At 73.1% G+C, this 21039-nt stretch carries 19 protein-coding genes; 7 read left to right on the top strand and 12 right to left on the bottom strand.

All coding sequences use genetic code 11. The annotated features are described in order from the left end of the window. Positions 1-134: 134 nt before the first annotated feature. The 6 genes from pdxT to pgsA all read right to left on the bottom strand — a co-directional run bounded on the left by pdxT (position 135) and on the right by pgsA (position 5277). Positions 135-773, bottom strand: a complete 639-nt coding sequence (gene pdxT / locus ACQP03_RS12530; protein ID WP_357392863.1) for a pyridoxal 5'-phosphate synthase glutaminase subunit PdxT — start codon at positions 771-773, stop codon at positions 135-137. A gap of 97 nt (positions 774-870) precedes the next feature. After that, entirely contained in the window at positions 871-1719 is an 849-nt protein-coding gene (gene pdxS, locus ACQP03_RS12525) for a pyridoxal 5'-phosphate synthase lyase subunit PdxS (RefSeq protein ID WP_231924708.1), read from the bottom strand. 212 nt (positions 1720-1931) lie between these two features. Next, on the bottom strand, positions 1932-2435 hold the full coding sequence (locus ACQP03_RS12520) for a hypothetical protein (RefSeq protein WP_357119615.1): 504 nt from the start codon (positions 2433-2435) through the stop codon (positions 1932-1934). 83 nt (positions 2436-2518) lie between these two features. Next, positions 2519-3679 carry a glycosyltransferase family 4 protein gene (locus ACQP03_RS12515; RefSeq protein WP_357119619.1) on the bottom strand — a complete coding sequence of 387 codons (1161 nt, stop codon included), beginning with the start codon at positions 3677-3679 and terminating at the stop codon, positions 2519-2521. 16 nt (positions 3680-3695) lie between these two features. After that, complete coding sequence (locus ACQP03_RS12510) at positions 3696-4625, bottom strand: phosphatidylinositol mannoside acyltransferase (protein ID WP_357120747.1); 930 nt, start codon at positions 4623-4625, stop codon at positions 3696-3698. A gap of 22 nt (positions 4626-4647) precedes the next feature. Further along, on the bottom strand, positions 4648-5277 hold the full coding sequence (pgsA, locus tag ACQP03_RS12505; RefSeq protein ID WP_355053455.1) for a phosphatidylinositol phosphate synthase: 630 nt from the start codon (positions 5275-5277) through the stop codon (positions 4648-4650). Positions 5278-5528: 251 nt separating this feature from the next. Here pgsA and ACQP03_RS12500 point away from each other — a divergent pair, with 251 nt between their 5' ends. Continuing rightward, positions 5529-7685 (top strand): elongation factor G-like protein EF-G2, encoded by a 2157-nt coding sequence (locus tag ACQP03_RS12500; RefSeq protein ID WP_357119623.1) that lies wholly within the window; start codon positions 5529-5531, stop codon positions 7683-7685. 482 nt (positions 7686-8167) lie between these two features. On the opposite strand, the gene ACQP03_RS12495 is transcribed toward ACQP03_RS12500, so the two are convergent. Next, positions 8168-9226 (bottom strand): aldo/keto reductase, encoded by a 1059-nt coding sequence (locus tag ACQP03_RS12495; RefSeq protein ID WP_357173488.1) that lies wholly within the window; start codon positions 9224-9226, stop codon positions 8168-8170. Positions 9227-9323: 97 nt separating this feature from the next. On the opposite strand from ACQP03_RS12495, the gene ACQP03_RS12490 reads away from it, so the two are divergent. Further along, complete coding sequence (locus tag ACQP03_RS12490) at positions 9324-9806, top strand: hypothetical protein (RefSeq protein ID WP_357173485.1); 483 nt, start codon at positions 9324-9326, stop codon at positions 9804-9806. A gap of 34 nt (positions 9807-9840) precedes the next feature. Here ACQP03_RS12490 and ACQP03_RS12485 read toward each other — a convergent pair whose 3' ends face one another. Continuing rightward, on the bottom strand, positions 9841-10353 hold the full coding sequence (locus ACQP03_RS12485) for an HIT family protein (protein ID WP_357120750.1): 513 nt from the start codon (positions 10351-10353) through the stop codon (positions 9841-9843). A 176-nt stretch (positions 10354-10529) separates the two neighbouring features. On the opposite strand from ACQP03_RS12485, the gene ACQP03_RS12480 reads away from it, so the two are divergent. Then, positions 10530-11258, top strand: a complete 729-nt coding sequence (locus ACQP03_RS12480) for a D-Ala-D-Ala carboxypeptidase family metallohydrolase (protein WP_396832164.1) — start codon at positions 10530-10532, stop codon at positions 11256-11258. Positions 11259-11385: 127 nt separating this feature from the next. On the opposite strand, the gene thrS is transcribed toward ACQP03_RS12480, so the two are convergent. Further along, positions 11386-13395 carry a threonine--tRNA ligase gene (gene thrS, locus ACQP03_RS12475; protein ID WP_357392865.1) on the bottom strand — a complete coding sequence of 670 codons (2010 nt, stop codon included), beginning with the start codon at positions 13393-13395 and terminating at the stop codon, positions 11386-11388. A 206-nt stretch (positions 13396-13601) separates the two neighbouring features. Here thrS and ACQP03_RS12470 point away from each other — a divergent pair, with 206 nt between their 5' ends. Further along, positions 13602-14462: a DUF1775 domain-containing protein gene (locus ACQP03_RS12470; protein ID WP_363661002.1), complete on the top strand. Its 861-nt coding sequence runs from the start codon at positions 13602-13604 to the stop codon at positions 14460-14462. Positions 14463-14558: 96 nt separating this feature from the next. Here ACQP03_RS12470 and ACQP03_RS12465 read toward each other — a convergent pair whose 3' ends face one another. Then, entirely contained in the window at positions 14559-15581 is a 1023-nt protein-coding gene (locus tag ACQP03_RS12465; RefSeq protein ID WP_396832166.1) for an ADP-ribosylglycohydrolase family protein, read from the bottom strand. A 73-nt stretch (positions 15582-15654) separates the two neighbouring features. On the opposite strand from ACQP03_RS12465, the gene ACQP03_RS12460 reads away from it, so the two are divergent. Further along, positions 15655-16344, top strand: coding sequence for a response regulator transcription factor (locus ACQP03_RS12460; RefSeq protein ID WP_074318485.1), 690 nt, complete (start codon positions 15655-15657; stop codon positions 16342-16344). 29 nt (positions 16345-16373) lie between these two features. After that, on the top strand, positions 16374-17777 hold the full coding sequence (locus ACQP03_RS12455) for a HAMP domain-containing sensor histidine kinase (protein WP_357119646.1): 1404 nt from the start codon (positions 16374-16376) through the stop codon (positions 17775-17777). A gap of 321 nt (positions 17778-18098) precedes the next feature. Here ACQP03_RS12455 and ACQP03_RS12450 read toward each other — a convergent pair whose 3' ends face one another. Together ACQP03_RS12450 and ACQP03_RS12445 are read right to left on the bottom strand one after the other, a co-directional pair. Next, entirely contained in the window at positions 18099-19121 is a 1023-nt protein-coding gene (locus ACQP03_RS12450; RefSeq protein WP_357119649.1) for an adenosine deaminase, read from the bottom strand. Then, positions 19118-19912, bottom strand: a complete 795-nt coding sequence (locus tag ACQP03_RS12445; protein WP_433460905.1) for a trans-aconitate 2-methyltransferase — start codon at positions 19910-19912, stop codon at positions 19118-19120. The genes ACQP03_RS12450 and ACQP03_RS12445 overlap by 4 nt, the downstream gene beginning before the upstream one ends. Before the next feature lie 82 nt (positions 19913-19994). Here ACQP03_RS12445 and ACQP03_RS12440 point away from each other — a divergent pair, with 82 nt between their 5' ends. After that, complete coding sequence (locus ACQP03_RS12440) at positions 19995-20978, top strand: aldo/keto reductase (RefSeq protein ID WP_357119657.1); 984 nt, start codon at positions 19995-19997, stop codon at positions 20976-20978. Positions 20979-21039: the final 61 nt, after the last annotated feature.

Below are 21039 nucleotides of genomic sequence, written 5' to 3'. Positions count from 1 at the left end.
CGCGGCAATCTTACCGAGGTCACGCCCCGCCATGTCACACCCGGGACCCGCCCGGGGCAGCGGCGCGGCGTCTGGGCCCGCTCAGACCAACGGCCCGGGGGCCCGATCCATGCCCGCGCGGCGGTGTCGGCCGCTCAGGCGGTCCGTGCCAGCTCGACGAAGTACGCGTGCAGGCGCAGGTCGCCCGTCAGCTCGGGGTGGAAGGAGGTGGCCAGCAGGTTGCCCTGCCGGACCGCCACAATCCGCTCGGCGGCCGGGCCGCCGCTCACCGTGCCGATCACCTCGACGGCCGGGCCGCCGCTCACCGTGCCGATCACCTCGACGGCCGGGCCGACCCGCTCGACCCATGGCGCGCGGATGAACACCGCGTGGAAGGGGTCGCCCGGCACGCCGGTGATCTCCACCGGCGCCTCGAACGAGTCGACCTGCCGCCCGAACGCGTTGCGCCGTACCGTCATGTCGATGCCGGCGAAACCGCGCTGGTCGGCGCGGCCGTCCAGCACCTCGGTGGCCAACATGATCATGCCGGCGCAGGAGCCGTAGACGGGCATGCCGTCAGCGATCCGCTTGTCGATCGGCTCGCGCATCTCGAAGATGTCGACGAGCTTGCTGATGGTGGTGGACTCGCCGCCGGGGATCACCAGACCGTCCACCGCGTCCAGCTCGCCCGGCCGGCGGACCGGACGGGCGTCCGCACCCGCCGCGGTCAGTGCCGCCACATGCTCGCGGACGTCACCCTGCAGGGCGAGGACACCGATCGCTGGTGTCGCCACGTTTGCACCGTTCCTCTCGATCCCGCGTTAGGAAGGTGCCCTTCCTATACGTCAGGCGTTAACAAGGTGCCCTTCCTTGCACACCAGCCGCGTTTGCTCACCAGCCGCGCTCGGCCAGGCGGTGCGGCTGGGGAATCTCGTCAACGTTGATGCCGACCATCGCCTCACCCAGACCACGTGAGACCTTCGCCAGCACGTCCGGGTCATCGTGGAAGGTGGTGGCCTTGACGATCGCGGCGGCCCGCTGCGCCGGGTTACCGGCCTTGAAGATGCCGGAGCCGACGAATACGCCCTCCGCGCCGAGCTGCATCATCATCGCGGCGTCGGCCGGGGTGGCGATCCCGCCGGCGGTGAACAGCACGACCGGCAGCTTGCCGCTCTCGGCGACCTCCTTGACCAGCTCGTACGGGGCCTGCAACTCCTTGGCCGCCACGTACAGCTCGTCGGCCGGCAGCGACGACAGCCGGCGGATCTCCTGGCGGATCTTCCGCATGTGGGTGGTGGCGTTCGAGACGTCACCGGTGCCGGCCTCGCCCTTGGAGCGGATCATGGCCGCGCCCTCGGTGATCCGGCGCAGCGCCTCGCCCAGGTTGGTCGCGCCGCAGACGAAGGGCACCGTGAACGCCCACTTGTCGATGTGGTTCGCGTAGTCGGCCGGGGTCAGCACCTCGGACTCGTCGACGTAGTCCACGCCCAGCGACTGGAGGATCTGCGCCTCGACGAAGTGCCCGATGCGGGCCTTGGCCATCACCGGGATCGACACGGCGGAGATGATGCCGTCGATCATGTCGGGGTCGCTCATCCGGGACACCCCGCCCTGCGCGCGGATGTCGGCGGGCACCCGCTCCAACGCCATCACCGCGACCGCGCCGGCGTCCTCGGCGATCTTGGCCTGCTCGGCGTTGACGACGTCCATGATCACGCCGCCCTTGAGCATCTCGGCCATGCCCCGCTTCACGCGGGCCGTGCCGACTACGGGGGCGGTACCGGTGGTCGAGGCGTTGGTGTCGGACACGGATCGGCGCTCCTAGAACGTGCGGCGGGCGGTGGCAGCGAAAATGCTACGCACGGCGCAACGCCGCTTCGACAGCCAATCAGGCCCCCGGTGGCCTGCTCTGTGGCCCCGCTCACGGTCTGCCGGCACCGCTGCCGACCTGGTCAGCCCGCCGGCACGTCCGCCGGCACGACGAGCGTCGGATCGTCGATGTCGAAGTAGCGCGGCCACTGGCGACCCCGCCCCATCCGCAACAACCGCACCAGCGGACGGCTACGCGCCGACCGGGCGTCGCGGACCAGGTCGGTGTGTACCTGCCGGGACAACGCGAGCCGGCGGCTCGCCGCGATGACCGCCGTGCAGTCCGCGTCGGCCGGGTCCAACCGCACCGTGCGTAGCTGCCGGGTCAGGTCGTTCTCCGCCGCCTCCCGCTCGTCCGGCACGGCGTCGAGCGCGATCCGGGCCGCCGCGTACAGCTCGACGCCGAACCGCCGCTCGGCCAGCACCGCGGCGGCCGCCGCCCGGCGCAACAGGTGGGCGTCGAGGGCCCGCGCCGCAAGCTCCGCGCGGGCCTGCAGCCGCTCGACCCGGCCGGCGGTCCAGATGAGGTACGCCGCAAGCACCCCCACGAGCACACTCGCGGCCACCACCCACCACATGTGCGGCATCGTAGTGCTGCTCCGTTTCTCCTCCATCGCGCGCGTCGCCGCTCGTCACCGGCGTCACCAGGCGCACCATCGGTCACTCCGGCTCAGCCCAGCCCCACCCATTCCTGGTCGATGACCCGCCCGTCGGTCGCCTCGATCGCCGCTGCGTATACCTCCAGAACACGGCGGGCAACCATAGGCCAGTCGAAATTCGCCACCACCTGATCACCGCAGGCCGTCAGCGCGGCCCGTGCTCCCGGATCGTCGAGCAACTCGGACAGCGCGTCCCGCAGCCCGACCGCGTCGCCGGTCGGGAACAACCGCCCCGCCCGCCCACCGTCGAGCACCCGCCGGAACGCGTCCAGGTCGCTCGCCACGACCGTGGTGCCGGCGGCCAACGCCTCGGTGAGGATCATGCCGAACGACTCGCCGCCGGTGTTCGGCGCCACGTACAGGTGCACGCTGCGCAGCATCCGCGCCTTGTCCGGCTCGGAGACCAGACCGAGGAACGTCACCCGATCCCGCAGCTCGGCCGGGAACTGGTCGTACAGGTCGTCCGGGTCACCCGGGCCGGCGACCAGCAGCCGCAGGCCCGGACGGGTCGCCGCCAGCGCCACGAAGGCGTCCCGCAGCACCGGGAAGCCCTTGCGCGCCTCCGTGAACCGCCCCAGGAAGCCCAGCGTGCCGCCGGTGCCCGGCCCACACTCCCCCGGCCACTCCGGCAGCGGCTCGGCGTCGGCGAACTTCGCCACCGCCACCCCGTTGGGGATCTCCACCGCGCCGCCGTCCATGTGCTCGACCTGCACCTTGCGGGCCAGCGCGCTCACCGCGATCCGGGCGGTGATCCGCTCCAACACGATCTGCAGCACGCCCTGGGCGGCCGCCAGCACCCGCGAGCGGGTCATCGCCGTGTGGAAGGTGGCCACCACCGGCCCGCGCGCCGACAGCACCGCCAGCAGCGACAGGCTCAACGTCAGCGGCTCGTGTACGTGCAGCACGTCGAAGTCACCGTTGGTGAGCCAACGCCGGACGCGGGCCGTGGAGACCGGGCCGAACGCGATCCGGGCCACCGACCCGTTGTACGGCAGCGGCACCGCCCGACCGGCGGACACCACGTACCCCGGCAGGTCGGCGTCCTCGTCGGCCGGCGCGAGCACGCTGACCTCGTGCCCGAGGGTGATCAGCGTCTCGGCGAGGTCCACGACGTGGTTCTGCACGCCGCCGGGGACGTCGAAGGAGTACGGGCAGACGATACCGATCCGCATGCGTCAGCCACCCCCTTCAGGACCGACCCGAGGTCGACGCCGGCAGGTCCGTGCCCCCCGCGCCGCGCTGGTCCAGCCACATCCGCTGCAACATGTGCCAGTCTTGCGGATGCCGGGCGATGCCCGTCGCCAGACGGTCGGCGATCATCTGGGTCAGCGACCGGACCCGCGCGTCCAGTGGCCCCGCCTCCGGGCCGGGCACCGGCAGCGGGCCGGCGAGCGACGCGCACGCCCGGTCCTGCTCGTACCACATCGAGGCCACGTAGAGCGGCGCACCGGTGTGTATCGCGAGCAGCGCGGGGCCGGCGGGCATACGCGTCTTCGCGCCGAAGAAGTCCACCTCGACGCCACGGGCCGACAGGTCCCGGTCGGCCAGCAGCGGCACGACCGCGCCTGAGCGCAGCCGGTCCAGCAGCACGTCGAACGCCGGACGCGGGCCGCCATGGGTGGGCAGGATCTCCATGCCCAGCTTTCCGCGGAACGCCAGGAACCGCTTGTACACGCCCTCCGGCTTGAGCCGTTCCATCACCGTGCTGATCGGCCAGCCGGTGGCCGCCACCCAGGCGCCCGCCGCGTCCCAGTTGCCGGCGTGCGGCAGCGCCACCACCGCGCCCCGGCCGGCGGCGACGTCGGCGGCCAGCAGCTCCGCGCCGTCGAGCCGGAACCCGGACAGGATCTGCGCCCGGCTCAACGACGGCAGGCGGAACGCCTCCATCCAGTACCGGGCGTACGAGCGCATGCCACGCCGCACGAGATCGTCCAGCTCGGCCTCGGGCACCTCCGGGCCGACCACCCGGCGCAGGTTGGCGCGCAGTCGGGCCGTACCCCCGCCGCCCCGGCGGTACGCGCGGTCCGCGCCCGCCGCGAAGGCCGCCGCCGCCAGCGACCGGGGCAGCGCGCGGACCAGCCGCCAGCCGGCGAGGTAGCCCAGCTCGGTGAGGTTCACGCGGCCCGGCCGCCGGTCGCGCTCACGCCTGGCCATCCGGCTGGAGCTGCTGGGCCTGGCGGTAGACGTGCGCCATCCGCTGCCCCACCGTGAAGATCGAGATGGCGGCCAGCAGCCAGAGCGCGATCTCCAACGCGGGCTTCACGCCCACGCCGGTGAGGATCCCACCGACACCGACGATCAGCAGTCGCTCGGTGCGCTCGGCGATGCCCACGTTGCAGGTCATGCCCAGCCCTTCGGCACGGGCCTTCACGTACGAGACGAGCCCGCCGGCGGCCAGGCAGAGCAGCGCGGCGGCGACGCCCGAGTGGTCGCCCCGGGTGGCCAGCCAGTACGCCACCGCGCCGAAGACGGCGCTGTCGGCGACCCGGTCCATGCTTGAGTCGAGGAACGCGCCGAACCGGGTGGAGCCGCCGCTCATCCGGGCCATCGTCCCGTCGAGCAGGTCGGTCAACGCGAACAGAGTCACGATCAACGCGCCCGCGACCAGATGGCCGCGGGCACCGAAGCCGAGCGCGCCGACGAGCACACCAACGGTGCCCGCGACGGTGACGACATTAGGGGTGACGCCCGCGCGCAGCAGGGCGCGGGCAATCGGCTCGACGACGCGGGTCATCCCCGCGCGGGCCGACACTTGGAAGATCTTCGCCATGGCGGTCCCCACGATAACGGTCCGCGCAGCTCCGGCCATAACGCCGGTCCGGACGACCCGCCCGGGGCAGGCTTGTGCGTGTCCGGCAACGGGTGTGAGATCGAGCCGGGAGGTGAGCCAGCTCACCCGTCCACCCGTTGAGTTCTCACCGGGCAGCAGACCACCGGAGGATATCGCCGCGCACTCGCCCCGGGCCGCTTCCACCTCGCGCGGCGGTCGCCACCCACCACCGGCTGAGGGAGGTGCGCCCCATGGCGCAGAAACATCAGGACAAGGGGGCCGCCGGCGGCACGCCGGTGGTGACCGAACCCGCGCGGGTTCGCAACGTGGCGCTCGTCGGGCACTCCGGCGCGGGCAAGACCACGCTCGTCGAGGCCCTGCTCGCCGCGACCGGCACGATCGGCCGGGCCGGCAGCGTCGTCGACGGCACGACCGTGGGCGACCACGACCCCGCGGCGGTACGCCAGCAGCGCTCGGTGAGCCTGTCGTGCGCGCCCCTGCTGCACGACGGCATCAAGGTCAACCTGCTGGACACGCCCGGGTACGCCGACTTCGTGGGCGAGCTGCGGGCCGGTCTGCGGGCCGCCGACGCCGCGCTGTTCGTGGTCTCCGCCGCCGGCGGCATGGACGCGGCCACCGTCGCCCTGTGGGAGGAGTGCGCGGCGGTCGACATGCCGCGCGCCGTCGCGGTGACCCGCCTGGACGCGCCCCGCGCCGACTTCGATGAGACGGTCGCGCTCTGCCAGCGGGTCTTCGGCGACAACGTGATGCCGCTCTACCTGCCGATGCTCGGCGACGACGGGGTCTCCACCGAGGGTCTGCTCGGGCTGATCACTTGCCGGGTCTTCGACTACACCGCCGGGCTGCCCGCGGACGTCCGCGACCCGGACCCGGAGCACCAGCGGGCCATCGACGAGTCCCGCGACGAGCTGATCGAGGGGATCATCGCCGAGAGCGAGGACGAGACCCTCATGGACCGCTACCTCGACGGCGAGGAGATCAGCACCGAGGTGCTCGTCGACGACCTGGAGAAGGCGGTCGCGCGGGGTCACTTCTATCCGGCGGTGCCGGTCTGCGCCGAGACCGGCGTCGGCCTGGACGCGCTGCTGGAGGTGCTGACCGCGGCGTTCCCGTCACCGTTGGAGCACGAGCTGCCGGCGGTCACCGGGGTGGACGGCTCGCCCCGCCCGCCGCTGACCTGCGATCCGGACGGCCCGCTCGTGGCCGAGGTCGTCAAGACCACCGTCGACCGGCACGTCGGCCGCGTCTCGCTGGTGCGGGTCTTCTCCGGCACGCTGCGTCCCGACGACACGGTGCACGTCTGCGGGCACGGCATGGCCGAGCGCGGGCACCCCGACCATGACGCCGACGAGCGGGTCGGGCACCTCTACACCCCGCTGGGCGCCACCCTGCGCGAGGTGCCGCACTGCGTCGCCGGCGACATCTGCGCGATCACCAAGTCGCCCAGCGCGGAGACCGGCGACACCGTGTCGGCCAAGGACGACCCGCTGCTGATCGCGCCGTGGGAGATGCCGGAGCCGCTGCTGCCGGTGGCGATCGTCGCCCGCAGCCGCGCCGACGAGGACGCCCTCGCCCGCAACCTCGCCCGGCTGGTCGCCGGCGACCCCACCCTGCGGCTGGACCGCAACCCGGAGACCCACCAACTGGTGCTCTGGTGCATGGGCGAGGCGCACGCGGACGTCCTGCTGGACCGGCTGCGCTCCGGGGGCGTCGAGCTGGACACCGAACCGGTGCGGGTGTCGCTGCGCGAGACGCTGACCGCCCCCGCGCGGGGGCACGGCCGGCACGTCAAGCAGTCCGGCGGCCACGGCCAGTACGCGGTCTGCGACATCGAGGTCGAGCCACTACCCCGGGGCGCCGGCTTCGAGTTCGTCGACCGGGTCGTCGGCGGCGCCGTCCCGCACAACTACATCCCGTCGGTGGAGAAGGGCGTCCGCGCCCAGCTGGAACGCGGACTGGTCGCCGGCCACCCGGTGGTCGACCTGCGGGTCACCCTGGTCGACGGCAAGGCGCACAGCGTCGACTCCTCCGACGCGGCCTTCCAGACCGCCGGAGCGCTGGCCCTGCGCGACGCGGCCGAGCGCGGCCAGCCGGCCCTCCTGGAGCCCATCGACGAGGTGACCATCCGGGTGCCGGACGGCTCGGTGGGCGCCGTGCTGGGCGACCTGTCCGGCCGGCGCGGCCGGGTGCTCGGCACCGAGCCGGACCCGGACGCCGACGGCCGCACCCTGGTCCGCGCCGAGGTGCCGGCCCTGGAACTGCTGCGCTACGCCGTCGAGCTGCGTTCGATGACCGGTGGCACCGGCACCTTCCGCCGCCACTTCGTCCGCCACGACCCGATGCCCACCCACCTGGCCGACCAGACCCGCAAGGAGCAAACCCCGTAACACTCCGCTCCCGCCGACCCGCGTTTCGGCTGGCCCGATCGCCCGCGCTCCGTCCCTGACGGCTGCGCGGCCGCGGGCCGTCCCTGACTGCTGCGCGGCCACGGGCCGTCCCTGACTGCTGCGCGGCCGCGGGCCCGGGCGGAGGGGCGCCCTAGGTGTTCGCGTCCTGTCGCGCTGCCCCATATTCGGGGCATCGCAGCCGAGGAGGGCGGCCAAAGACGCGCGCATCCGCGCGCACATGGCGGGTGGGCCGCGGTGGGCCGAGGAGCTGTTCGGTTGTCCCATATTCGGGGCAGCTCGACAGGACGACACCAGCACAGGGCCAGGCCAACACAGAGCCAGGCCGGCACCAGACCCGACCAGTACAGGACCAGACCAGGCCGGCGCGGGCCGTCACGACGCCGCAGGCGGCGGCACATGGCGGCACGTGGCGGCACGCCGCGAAGGCTGGGCAGGTGTGCGCTCTGGGCTCGGTGCGTGGGTCAGGGGTGGGTCTGGGGGTGGGTGGGGCGGGGCCAGTGGGGGCGGTCGGCGTCGCGGAGGGCGGCGGTGCGCAGGGCGGCGAGTTGGCGTTCCACCTCGACGAACTGCTCCGCCGGTAGCGGGCCGCGGTGCAGTGCCGCCGCGTTCTCTTCGACCTGGGCGACGGTACGGCAACCCGGGATCGGGATGGCCCGCCCGCTGCGGGCCCAGATCCAGCCCAACGCGCCCTGGGCGAGGGTACGACCGTCGGCGGTCAGCGCGGCACGGACCGCTCCGACCCGGCGCAGCCACTCCGGCGCCGGCCGGCCGCCGCGGAACCACTCCAGCCAGCCCGGCGTCAACCCGCGTACGTCGTCGCGGGGCAGCGTGGACGCGGCGGTGTACTTGCCGGTGAGCAGTCCCATCCCGAGGGGCCCCTGGTCGATGCTGGCCAGGTCGTACTTGTCGCAGACGGCGAGCACCTCGGGGGCGTCACGCAGCACCGACAGGGCGTGCTGCACGGCGGCGGCGCCCGGGGCGGCCGGCCCGAGCGCGGCGGCCCGGTCGGCGCGGTCGGTGCTCCACCCGTACGCCCGGATCAGGCCCTCGGCGACGAGGTCCTCGCAGGCGGCGAACAACGCCTCCGCCCGGTGCACGGGCAGGTCGGCCAGGTGGAGCTGGTAGAGGTCGATCCGGTCGGTGCCCAACCGGCGCAGCGAGGCGATAACGGCCCGCCGCAGGTACGCCGGTGACGCGTCCTCGCCGGTGGCCTGCCGGGTCGCCTCGTCGAACGTGTAACCCCACTTGGTGGCGATCACGGCGTCGTCCCGGTGGCCGGCGAGCGCCCGGCCCAGCACCCGCTCGCCGTGCCCCGCGCCGTACGTGTCGGCGGTGTCGAAGAGGGTCACGCCCAGCTCAAGCGCGCGGCGTACGGCCCGCACCGATTCGTCGTCGTCGACCGCGCCCCAGCCCAGCGGCTGGCTGCCCTCCGCCCAGGGGCCGGCGATCGCCCAGCACCCCATGCCGAGGGCGCTGACCTCGATGCCGCTGCGCCCCAACATCCGTGTCGTGACTGCCATCGGCCGATCGTGCCACCTTCCACGGGCCGGGGTGTAGCAACCACGGACGCGGAAACGCGGTACGCCTGCGCCGACGGCGTACGGCATGATCGTCGCCATGCGACGACTGGGCGTGGACATCGGCGGGGTGCTCATCGAGCCGGCCGACGACGACGCCGACACCTCCTTCTTCGGCGCGCACTACCTGCGTACGCCCATGGTCGACGGCGCGTTCGACGCGCTCGCGGCGCTCGGGCCGGCGTTCGACGAGGTGCACCTGGTCTCCAAGTGCGGCGAGTCCACCGAGCGGCGGACCCTCCAGTGGTTGGCGCACCACGACTTCACGGCCCGCACCGGGATCCCGGTCGAGCGGATGCACTTCTGCCGGACCCGTCCGGCCAAGGCGCCGATCGCCCGGCGGCTCGGCCTGACCCACTTCGTGGACGACAAGCTCGAGGTGCTCGGCTACCTCGACTCGGTGCCGCACCGGTTCCTGTTCCGACCCCGCCCGGCGCAGGTAGCCGAGTACGCCGCGCTGCTGCCGCTCGTACACCGGGTGGAGAGCTGGCCGGAGCTGCTGCCGCTGCTGCGCGCCGACTAGCCGGACCGGCGCGGACGCCGCGTGGGCGGCGCGGTCAGGACGGCCAGGCGCGGGCGAACAGGTCGCGGGTGTCGTGCAGCAGCTGCGGCAGCACCTTGGTGCGGCCGATCACCGGCATGAAGTTCGCGTCGCCGCCCCAACGCGGCACCACGTGCTGGTGCAGGTGGGCGGCGATGCCGGCGCCGGCGACGCCGCCCTGGTTCATGCCGAGGTTGAAGCCGTGCGCGTTGCTCACCTTGCGGATCACCCGCATCGCGGTCTGCGTGTGGGACGCCAGCTCGACGGTCTCCGCCTCGTCGAGGTCGGTGTAGTCGGCGACGTGCCGGTACGGGCAGACCAGCAGGTGTCCCGGGTTGTACGGGTAGAGGTTGAGCACGACGAAGACGTGCTCGCCCCGGGCCACCACGAGGCTCTCCTCGGCGGGCAGCCCGGGGGCGAGACAGAACGGGCAGCCGGTCGGCTTCTCGTAGCCCTCGGCGGGGCGGTCCTCACCCGAGATGTAGGTCATCCGGTGCGGCGTCCAGAGCCGTTCCAGGCCGTCCGCCATGCCGCCGCTTTCCGTGTGTCGCTCCGCCCCTGTCACGAGCCGATCCTACGGAGCCGGGCCGGCGGGCCGCGACACCCGTGACCGGAAACTCGCTGCTGCAACTTCTTGACGGAGTCGAGACTCAGCCGTGAAACTTCCATTCATCCATTTCATTAGATCAATGGAAGGTGAGCTTCATGATCCGTCAGATCGGCAGAATCCTCGCGGCGCTCGCGCTGGCCGCCGTCACCACGGTTACCGGGGTCACCCTCACCTCCAGCGCCGCGCACGCCGACGGCTGCTACACCTGGGGTCGCACGCTGTCCCAGGGGATGTCCGGCGAGGACGTCCGGCAACTGCAGATCCGCGTCGCCGGCTACCCCGGTTACGCCGCCGTGCTCACCATCGACGGCGCGTTCGGCCCGGCCACGCGATCGGCGGTGATCCGCTTCCAGCAGGCGTACGGGCTGGGCGCGGACGGGATCGCCGGCCCGCAGACCTTCAACCGGCTCTACGCGCTCCAGGACGACGACTGCACACCCGCCAACTTCAGCTATGCCGAGCTGAACAACTGCAACAGCACCTGGTCCGGCGGCGCGGTCTCGGCCAGCACCGCCCGCGCCAACGCGCTCGTCTCGATGTGGAAGCTCCAGGCGCTGCGGCACGCCCTCGGCGACGTACCCATCGCGATCAGCAGCAGCTTCCGCAGCTACGCCTGCAACAGCGCGGTCGGCGGGGCGTCGAACAGCCGGCACCTGTACGGCGACGCGGTCGACCTGGTCGGCTCACCCTCGTTCTGCCGGCTCGCCCAGCAGGCCCGCTACCACGGCTTCGGCCAGATCCTCGGCCCCGGCTACCCGGACCACAACGACCACACCCACGTGGCGGCGGTCGGCGGCTGGTCAGCGCCGAACTGCGGCATCTGACGACGGGAAGCCCGCCTCCCGGCTGAAGATCGCGCTCGACCATGGATGTAGTGGCCTCCCTGGCGCGGGAGGCCACTACATCCTGGATCGAGCACGATCATGACGCGCGGCGCGCGACAAGCGGGCGCTACTCCGCGGCGGCGGACGGGCCGATGTTGGTGCGGGAGCTGACCACGTCCAGGATGTGGGTCACCGCCTCGGCGATCGGCACGCCGTTGCGCTGCGAGCCGTCGCGGTAACGGAAGGAGACCGTACCGGCGGCCACGTCGTCGTCACCGGCGATCACCATGAACGGGATCTTCTGCTGCTGCGCCGTACGGATCTTCTTCTGCATCCGGTCGTCACCCGCGTCCACCTGGGCCCGGATGCCCTCGGCGCGCAGCGCCGCGACGAAGCCGTGCAGGTAGTCGGTGTGGTCCTCGCGGATCGGGATGCCCACCACCTGCACCGGCGCCAGCCAGGCCGGGAACGCGCCCGCGTAGTGCTCGACGAGCACCCCGAAGAACCGCTCGATCGACCCGAACAGCGCCCGGTGGATCATCACGGGCCGCTGGCGGGTGCCGTCGGCGGCCTGGTACTCCAACCCGAACCGCTCCGGCTGGTTGAAGTCGACCTGGAGGGTGGACAGCTGCCAGGTCCGGCCGATCGCGTCGCGGGCCTGCACGGAGATCTTCGGCCCGTAGAACGCCGCGCCACCCGGGTCGGGCACCAGGTCGAGGCCGGAGGTCTCGGCGGCGGTCCGCAGCGCCTCGGTGGCCTCGGCCCAATCCTCCTCGGCCCCGATGAACTTGGGCGAGTCGTCCCGGGTCGACAGCTCCAGGTAGAAGTCGTCCAGGCCGTAGTCGCGCAGCAGGTCCAGCACGAAGCTGAGCAGCGTGGTCAGCTCGCCGGCCATCTGCTCGCGGGTGCAGTAGATGTGCGAGTCGTCCTGGGTCAGACCCCGGACCCGGGTGAGGCCGTGCACGACGCCGGACTTCTCGTACCGGTAGACCGTGCCGAACTCGAACATCCGCAGCGGCAGCTCCCGGTACGACCGCCCGCGCGCCCTGAAGATCAGGTTGTGCATCGGGCAGTTCATCGCCTTGAGGTAGTAGTCCGCGCCCTCCAACTGCATGGGCGGGAACATGGTGTCCGCGTAGTACGGCAGGTGACCGGAGGTCTGGAAGAGCTGCGCCTTGGTGATGTGCGGGGTGTTGACGAACTCGTACCCCGCCTCCTCGTGCCGCCGCCGCGAGTACTGCTCCATCTCGCGGCGGATGATGCCGCCCTTGGGGTGGAAGACCGCGAGGCCCGAGCCGATCTCGTCGGGGAAGCTGAACAGGTCCAGGTCCGCGCCGAGCTTGCGGTGGTCGCGCCGGGCGGCCTCCTCCAACAGCTTCAGGTACGCCTTCAGCTCGTCCCGGGTCGGCCACGCGGTGCCGTACACCCGCTGCAGTTGGGGGTTCTTCTCCGACCCGCGCCAGTACGCGGCGGCCGAGCGCATCAGCTTGAACGCGCCGATCAGTCGGGTGGTCGGCAGGTGCGGGCCCCGGCACAGGTCCGACCAGCAGACCTTGTCCTCCTTGGCGTCGAGGTTGTCGTAGATCGTCAGCTCGCCGCCGCCGACCTCCATCACCTCGTCGGTGTCCAGGCCCTCGCCCTTGACCTCGATCAACTCCAGCTTGAACGGCTCGTCGGCCAGCTCGGCGCGCGCCTCGTCGAGGCTGCCGAAGCGGCGGCGACGGAACCGCTGCCCGGACTTGATGATCTCCTGCATGCGCTTCTCGAGCTTGCTGAGGTCATCGGGCTGGAACGGCTTGTCGACGTCGAAGTCGTAGTAGAAGCCGTTCTCGATGGGCGGCCCGATGCCCAGCTTGGCCTCGGGGAAGACGTCCTGCACGGCCTGCGCGAGCACGTGCGCGGTGGAGTGCCGCAGCACGTTCAGCCCGTCCGGCGAGTCCAGGCTGACCGGCTCGACGACGGTCTCCTCGGCCGGTGACCAGTCCAGGTCGCGGAGCTGGCCCTGCGGGTCGCGGACCACGACGATCGCCTTGGGGCCGTTCGCGGGCAGTCCGGCCGCGGCCACCGCGTCGGCCGCCGTCGTCCCGGCGGCGACGACGACGGGGTCGGCCACGGCGGGGGTACGGGGTGCGGACACGGTGATTCCTCCAAGCAGTACGAAACGGTGCCGGCAGTCGGCTCCTGCCGATGCTATCGGGTAAGGAAGGGCACTTTAGTAACGCCTCCGGTAGAGCAAGGTGCCCTTCCTAACGGTCGGCGTTGAACCTTTCGCGTCTCGAATCCGAACTACGTGGTGTGGCCGGAAACCGGTGCCGGTCGCGCCGAGAGGGATGGGGGCACGAGATGGCGAGCACGCACGGCGGTGGCCGTCCGCGGCGGATCGTGGCGGTGACCGCGCTGACCGCGGTCGGGCTGCTGCTCTGGCCCGCTGCGGCGGCGCAGGCCGCGGACGTGACGACCACCCCGACGGAGGCGCGGCAGGGCGACGCCGTACGGCTGGAGTTCAGCGTGCCCGAGGAGCGCGCCGGCACGACGACCAAGCAGGTCGAAATCCGGTTGCCGGCCGGCGCGCCGGTGGCCGAGGTCTACCCGATGTCGGTCGACGGCTGGGCGCCCAGGATCGACTCCAAGACCCTGGACAAGCCGGTCGCGGGCATCCACTCCTCCGGGGTGAGCACCGTGACCACGGCGGTGACGTGGGTCCGCGTCGGCCAGGGTGCGACCGGCCCGGCCAAACTGGCCCTGTCCATGGGCCCGTTGCCGCAGGCCGAGCGGCTCACGTTCGAGGTCGTCCAGACGTACGCCGACGGCACGGTCGTCCGGTGGGCGGATGCCGGCGGCGACCACCGCGCGCCGGTGCTGACGCTGCTGCCGGCGGTCCCGGGCGCCGCCGGACCGGCCGCGCACGGCGGCCACGGCGCGCCGGCGGCCGGCGGACCCGCCGCCGGGGACAGCGGTGTGAATCCCGCACCGGTCGGCCGGGAGGGCGACGAGGATTCCGGCAACGCCGACGGAATGCTGGCCGCCGGACTGCTGGCCGGGCTGGGCGGCGGCGCGGCGATCGGCTGGGTGATCAGTCGTTGGCGGCGGCGCGACCCGGTCCAGGCCGCCGCGCTCGCCGAGGCGACCGGCAGCGCCGACGAGCCACCTTCCCTCGCCGAGATCACCGGCCGCGCGGACGAGCCGGTGTCCGCCTCCCGTTGATCCACCCGGGTTCCTGCAAACCGCGCCATCCGAGCCGCGCGGACAGCCCAATGTCCGGGAGCCCGAGTCGATCAAGCCTGGGGCGGACCAGGGCCGTCAGGGCAGCCAGGCGGGTAGCGGCTCGCGGGCGGCCAGCCACGCGTCGGGGACGCCGCCCGGGGTGCCGACCCCGGTGTACGCCGCCACCACCGCCCCCGCGATGGCGGCCGTGGTGTCCACGTCGCCGCCGGCGCGTACGCAGGTCCGGATCGCCGTCGGGTAGTCGTCGAGGTGTGTCGCGGCAACCCAGAGCGTGAACGCGACGGTGTCCTGGGCGGTCACCCGGGCGCCGTTGCCGAGCGCGGCCACCACGCGGGACAGCGGGCGGCCGAGCAGCCCGATGGCGGTGTGTACGCCACGGTGCACCTGGGTGCCCGCGTCGACCACGGCGGCGACCCCGGCGAGGAGCCGGGCCGGGGCCGGTCGGTGGCCGTCGAGGCGGGCCCGGGCGGCGAGCGCGGCGGCCACCGCCACGGCGACCGCGCCGGCGATCCCCTCGGGGTGTGCGTGGGTCACCTCGGCCGAGGCGCGGGCCTGCGCGGCCGCGCGGGCCGTGGAGTCGGCGAAGTACGCGCCCAGCGGACCCACCCGCATGGCTGCCCCGTTTCCGCAGGAGCCCTGCCCGTCGAAGGCGGACGCGGCGGCCACCGGCCACGGGGTGCCGCTGCGGATCAGCCGCAGGGTCAGCATCGCGCCCGCGCCGTAGCCGCGTCGCGCGTCGCAGCGCTCGGCGAACGCCAGCGCCAGCCGGTCCCGGTCGATGGCGCCCGCCGCGGCCAGTTCGGCGACGACCGAGCAGGCCATCTCGGTGTCGTCGGTCCAGGACCACGGTGCCGGTGGCAGGCTGCCCGCGCCGGGATCGGCCACGCCCGACGGGCCGGCCCACGCGCCGGGCACGTCGTCGCCGGGAACGACGGCCGTGGCCGACGGGCCGGCCCACGCGCCGGGCACGTCGTCGCCGGGAACGACGGCCGTGGCCGGCGGGGCGTACCGCTCGCCGAGCGCGTCACCGGTGGAGAGGCCGGCGAGACTGTCTCGGGCGAGCGCCAGCCGAGCGTCGGCGAACAGGGTGAAGGACATCGTCGTACCAGCTTGCCCGCTTCCCGGGTACGTCGCAACGCGATCAACTTGCCAGGCCAAGTACCGTCTTGTCGTGGCCTCCGTGCTCCTGGTCGAAGACGATCACGTCGTACGCGGCGCGATGCTGCGGTCCCTCGCTGACCGGGGGCACGCCGTGCACGCCGTGGGCACCGCCCTGGACGCGCTGCGACGGGTCGCCGCGGAGACGCCCGACCTGGTGGTGTTGGACCTGGGCCTGCCCGACCTGGACGGCTCGGACGCGCTGCGGATGCTGCGCGGCATCACCGACATCCCGATCATCATCGCCACCGCCCGCGACGACGAGCAGTCGGTGGTCAAGCTGCTGCGCGCCGGGGCCGACGACTACATGGTCAAGCCGTTCACCGGCGCGCACCTGGACGCCCGCATCACCACGGTCCTGCGGCGCGCCGGACGGGCCAGCCGGACGGTGCAGCCGGCGGTGCACACCGTCGGCGGGCTGCGGGTGGACGTCGGTGAGCGCAGCGCCCATCTCGACGGGGAGCCGCTGGCGCTGACCCGTAAGGAATTCGACCTGCTGGCGTATCTCGCCGCACGACCCGGGCGGGTAGTGTCCCGCCGGGAACTCTTGGAGGAGGTATGGCGGCAGCCATCGGTCGGCGAGGATCAGACCATCGACGTACACCTGTACTGGCTTCGCCGAAAGATGGGCGAGTCCGCGGCGAAGCCGCGCTACCTGCGCACCGTGCGGGGGGTCGGGTTCCGGCTGGTGGCACCGGACTGAGGACCGCGCTGGCCCTGCTCACGGCCGGCATGTGCAGCCTCGTCGCGCTCGCGTTCCTGATCCCGCTCGGGTTGAGCCTGCGGGGGCAGACACGGGACGAGGCGATCGCCGAGGCGGCCCGACGCAGCGCGCTGGTCACCGGCGCGTTGGCGGTGAGCACGGACCGCGCGGTGGTCGAACGGGCCGTCGTGGCCAGCGGCGACGATGCCGCCGTCCGGCCGGTGGTGTACGGGTTGGGGCTGGACGAGTCCGCGGGCCGCGCCGGTGGCGCCGACCTGGACCGGGCCCGCGCCGACCGCCGCTCGCTGGTCACCGACGTCGACGGCGGGGTGGTCCGGCTCGACCCGGTGGTCCTGGGTGACCGGACGGCCGTGGTCGAGGTGTTCGTGCCGGACTCGACGCTGGGCGAGGGCGCCGGTGGCACCTGGTTGCTCCTGTTCGCGGTGGGCGCGGCGATGGTCGGCGCGGCGGTGCTGGTGGTCGACCGGGTGGCCGCCCGGGCGGTGGACGCCACCCAGGGTCTGGTCAAGGCCGCCCTGTCGATCGGTGACGGCGACTTGGGCGTACGCGTGGAGCCGACCGGCCCGCGCGAGCTGGCGGAGGCCGGGTACGCCTTCAACCGGATGGCCGACCGGCTGGACGCGGCCCGCACCGACGAGCGAGAGCTGGTGGCCGACCTGTCGCACCGGCTGCGGACGCCGTTGACCGTGCTCCGGCTCGACGCGGAGGCGCTGGAGTCCGACGACACCAGCGTGGGCTCGTTCAGCCCGGCGGAGCTGGACCGGCTGCGGGGTATCCGGCGCATCCGGCAGGCGATCGTCACGCTCGAGGGCGAGATCGACGTGCTGATCAAGACCACCCGCAAGGCGGTGGCGCACGAGGCCGGCCCGGCCGAGTGCGACGTCAGCGAGGTGGTCCGGGACCGGATGGTGTTCTGGGCGGCGCTGGCCGGTGACCAGAACCGGCCGCAGCGGGTGACCGGCGCCCAACTGCGCATCCCCGCGCCCGTGCCGCGGGCCGAACTGGCCGCCGCGTTGGACGCGGTGATCGGCAACGTCTTCCGTTACACGCCGCAGGGTACGGCGTTCGAGGTGGCCGTGTCCCGCCGCGACGGGTACGTGGCGATCCGGATCGACGACGCCGGCCCGGGTATCGCCAACCCGGACCGGGCGCTGCGGCGGGGCACCAGCGACCAGGGCTCGACGGGGCTCGGCCTGGACATCGCCAAGCGGGTGGCGTTGCAGGCGAACGGCTCGGTCAGCATCGACCGGGCCCGGTTGGGCGGCGCCAGCGTGGTGATGCTGCTCGCCGACCCCGAGGCGACGCCCCGGCAGGTCAGCAGGTTCGGCCTGGTGGGCCGGATGGCCCGCGACGCCCGGGATCAGAAGAGCAGCGGTCGTCGCTGGCCCCGCCAGCGCCCCACCGACGACTGAGCGTCCACCGGCGGGCGAGGACCGCCCGACCGGCGACCGAGCACTGTCGACCGACGGCCGAGGTCCGCCCGGCCGATCGGTTGATGGGCACGCTCCGATCGGCCGGGCGGGCCGGGGCTGTGCGGCGGCACAAGTCTTCCTTAGATCGAGGTTAACGAGCGCGGTCAGCCGCTTGCGGGCTGACAGGATCAGTGCACGAACCCACCAGTTCCACCGGCCAGCGCACCGCGCACCCACCGGCCGGTGGAGCCGTGCGCGCGGCGGGAGTCTCAGGTCCCCCCACACCCACGCTCCCGCCGCGCGCCCCGCTCACCCCGTACCTCAGCGGGCGTCGGCCACGTACGCGTCGATCTCCTCGATGATCCGCTGCTTGCCGGCCGGGTCGAGGAAGGACGCGGTCACCGCGTTGCGGGCCAGCGCGGCCAGCTCCCCCGGGCCCGCACCGAGCAGTCGGGCCGCCACCGCGTACTCGTCGTTGAGGGTGGTGCCGAACATCGGCGGGTCGTCGGAGTTGATGGTGACCAGCAGCCCGGCCTCGACCAGCCGGGGCAGCGGGTGCTCGTCGAGGGTGGCCACGGCCCGGGTCCGCACGTTCGAGGTCGGGCAGATCTCCATCCCGATCTGCCGTTCGGCGAGGTAGGTGAGCAGTTCCGGATCCTGTGCGGCGGAGATGCCGTGCCCGATCCGCTCCGCGCCCAGCTCGTGCAGGGCGTCCCAGATGGTCTGCGGGCCGGTGGTCTCGCCGGCGTGCGGCACCGAGCGCAGGCCGGCGGCGCGGGCCTGGTCGAAGTAGGGCCGGAACTGCGGCCGGGGTACGCCGATCTCCGGGCCGCCCAGACCGAAGCTGATCAGCGAGTCCGGCCGCTCGTCGAGGGCGATCCGCAGCGTCTCCTCGGCGGCCGGCAGGCCGGCCTCGCCGGGGATGTCGAAGCACCAGCGCAGGTCGAGGCCGAAGTCGGCGGCGGCGCGCTTGCGGGCGTCCTCGATCGCCTCGCAGAACGCGGGCGCGGGAATGCCCCGCCGCACGTGCGAGTACGGGGTGATGGTCAGCTCGGCGTACCGGACCTGCTGGCGGGCCAGCTCCCGGGCCACCTCGTGGGTGAGGAGCCAGACGTCCTCCGGGTCCCGGATGAGGTCGACGACGCTCAGGTAGACCTCGATGAAGTGCGCGAAGTCGCGGAACTCGAAGTAGCTGGCGAGCGCGTCCGGGTCGGCCGGGACGGGGGTGTTGCCCTCGTGGCGGGCGGCCAGCTCGGCGACGATCCGGGGCGAGGCGGAGCCGACGTGGTGCACGTGCAGCTCCACCTTGGGCAGACCGGCGATGAAGGTGGTCAGATCGGTCACGGATTCTCCTGTGCGGGGGCGCCGGTACGGGCGACGACGAAGACACGGCGGAACGGGAAGGACACCTGACCGTGCCGCACCGGGTAGGCGGCGCTGAGGCGTACCCCCAGCTCGGCCCGGAAGGCCGACCAGCCGGCGGCGTCCAGCGCGGCCCGGACGGGTCGCAGCGCGGTGCCCTCCATCCAGGCCAGTACCGGGTGGTCGGCGGCGGGATCGGCCGGCAGCAGGTGCACGTAGGTAGTCTCCCAGGCGTCCACCGCGCAGCCCGCGGTGGTCAGCAGGTCCGCGTAGTCGGCCGGGTCGTCGACGGGGTCGGCCCGCTGGAGCGGGGCCAGCTCGGCCCGCCAGGCCGGGAGACCGGCGACCTCGCGCAGTGCCCGGTGTGACGGGGCGTCGAAGTTGCCGGGGACCTGCATGGCGAGCCAGGCGCCGGCGGGCAGCTCGACGGCCCAGCGGCGCAGCAACTCCTGGTGGCCGGGCACCCACTGCAGGGCCGCGGTCGTGACCACCACGTCCTCGTCACCGGTTGGCCGCCAGTCGCGCAGGTCGGCGACGGCGAACTCGACCGGGGTCGGCAGCGCCCGCGCGCGGTCGATCATCTCGGGCGCGGAGTCGAGGCCGACGACCCGCGCGTTCGGCCAGCGTTCGGCCAGGACGGCGGTGAGGTGGCCGGGACCGCAGCCGAGGTCGATCACCGTTCGGGGCCGGGCGGCGGGGATCCGGCTGAGCAGGTCGTGAAAGGGGCGGGAGCGCTCGTCGGAGTAGCGCAGGTACGTCGTCGGATCCCACATCGCAGCCTCCAAACCGTACGTCCGTCTTGTTGACGGTACGACTCGCGTGGCAGCCCGGCAACCCGATCACTAGGCTCGGGGCATGGAACAGCGCAGCTTCAACCGGCTCGGCCGGACCGTCGGGGTCGTCGGCCTGGGCGCCTGGCAACTCGGCGCCGACTGGGGGACCGTCAGCGAGACCGACGCCATGGCCGTGCTCAGCGCCGCCGTGGACGCCGGAGTCACCTTCCTGGACACCGCCGACGTGTACGGCGACGGCCGCAGCGAGCAGCTGATCGGCCGCTTCCTGCGCTCCCGGCCGGACGCCGGGCTGACCGTCGCCACCAAGATGGGCCGGCGCGTCGAGCAGCGGCCCGAGGCGTACACCATGGCCAACTTCCGGCAGTGGACCGACCGGTCCCGGGCCAACCTCGGGATGGACACCCTGGATCTGGTCCAACTGCACTGCCCGCCGACCGCCGTCTTCGCCGACGACGCGGTCTTCGACGCCCTGGACACCCTCGTCGCGGAGAAGGCCATCGCGGGGTACGGCGTCAGCGTGGAGACCTGCGACCAGGCGCTGACCGCCATCGCCCGGCCCGGCGTGGCCAGCGTCCAGATCATCCTCAACGCCGTCCGGCACAAGCCGCTGGAGCAGGTGCTGCCGGCGGCCGCCGAGGCCGGCGTCGGGATCATCGCCCGGGTGCCGCTGGCCAGTGGCCTGCTCTCCGGCCGGTACGACGAGCACACCGAGTTCCCCGCCGACGACCACCGCAACTACAACCGCAACGGTGCGGCGTTCGACGTGGGCGAGACGTTCTCCGGCGTCGACTACACGCAGGGGCTCGCGGCCGTACGCCGGCTCGCGCCGCTTGTCGACGCCGACCGCACCATGGCCCAGTTCGCGCTGCGGTGGGTGCTGGACCAGGCCGGCGTCACCGTCGTCATCCCGGGCGCGCGCGACGCCGAGCAGGCGCGGCGCAACGCCGCCGCGGCGGACCTGCCGCCACTGGAGGCCGCCCAACTGGCCGGTGTACGCGAGGTCTACGACGAGCTGATCCGCCCGCAGGTGCACGACCGGTGGTGAGCCGCCGACCCCGGGTGCTCGCGTCGCGCCGTCAAGACGACGATGCTGGACGCCCGGGGCG

The organism is Micromonospora sp. CA-248212, assembly GCF_050948405.1.
GTDB lineage: Bacteria > Actinomycetota > Actinomycetes > Mycobacteriales > Micromonosporaceae > Micromonospora.
The sequence above is the reverse complement of the archived record's forward strand: the minus strand, read 5'-3'. Positions and strand labels throughout refer to the sequence as shown.

Coding starts and splice junctions, on each gene's coding strand:
- pdxS (WP_231924708.1), bottom strand. CDS start 1,719: ATGGCCGAGATGCTCAAGGGCGGCGTGATCATGGACGTCGTCAACGCC.
- ACQP03_RS12520 (WP_357119615.1), bottom strand. CDS start 2,435: ATGCCGCACATGTGGTGGGTGGTGGCCGCGAGTGTGCTCGTGGGGGTG.
- ACQP03_RS12515 (WP_357119619.1), bottom strand. CDS start 3,679: ATGCGGATCGGTATCGTCTGCCCGTACTCCTTCGACGTCCCCGGCGGC.
- pgsA (WP_355053455.1), bottom strand. CDS start 5,277: ATGGCGAAGATCTTCCAAGTGTCGGCCCGCGCGGGGATGACCCGCGTC.
- ACQP03_RS12500 (WP_357119623.1), top strand. CDS start 5,529: ATGGCGCAGAAACATCAGGACAAGGGGGCCGCCGGCGGCACGCCGGTG.
- ACQP03_RS12495 (WP_357173488.1), bottom strand. CDS start 9,226: ATGGCAGTCACGACACGGATGTTGGGGCGCAGCGGCATCGAGGTCAGC.
- ACQP03_RS12490 (WP_357173485.1), top strand. CDS start 9,324: ATGCGACGACTGGGCGTGGACATCGGCGGGGTGCTCATCGAGCCGGCC.
- ACQP03_RS12485 (WP_357120750.1), bottom strand. CDS start 10,353: ATGGCGGACGGCCTGGAACGGCTCTGGACGCCGCACCGGATGACCTAC.
- ACQP03_RS12480 (WP_396832164.1), top strand. CDS start 10,530: ATGATCCGTCAGATCGGCAGAATCCTCGCGGCGCTCGCGCTGGCCGCC.
- ACQP03_RS12470 (WP_363661002.1), top strand. CDS start 13,602: ATGGCGAGCACGCACGGCGGTGGCCGTCCGCGGCGGATCGTGGCGGTG.
- ACQP03_RS12465 (WP_396832166.1), bottom strand. CDS start 15,581: ATGTCCTTCACCCTGTTCGCCGACGCTCGGCTGGCGCTCGCCCGAGAC.
- ACQP03_RS12455 (WP_357119646.1), top strand. CDS start 16,374: ATGTGCAGCCTCGTCGCGCTCGCGTTCCTGATCCCGCTCGGGTTGAGC.
- ACQP03_RS12445 (WP_433460905.1), bottom strand. CDS start 19,912: ATGTGGGATCCGACGACGTACCTGCGCTACTCCGACGAGCGCTCCCGC.
- ACQP03_RS12440 (WP_357119657.1), top strand. CDS start 19,995: ATGGAACAGCGCAGCTTCAACCGGCTCGGCCGGACCGTCGGGGTCGTC.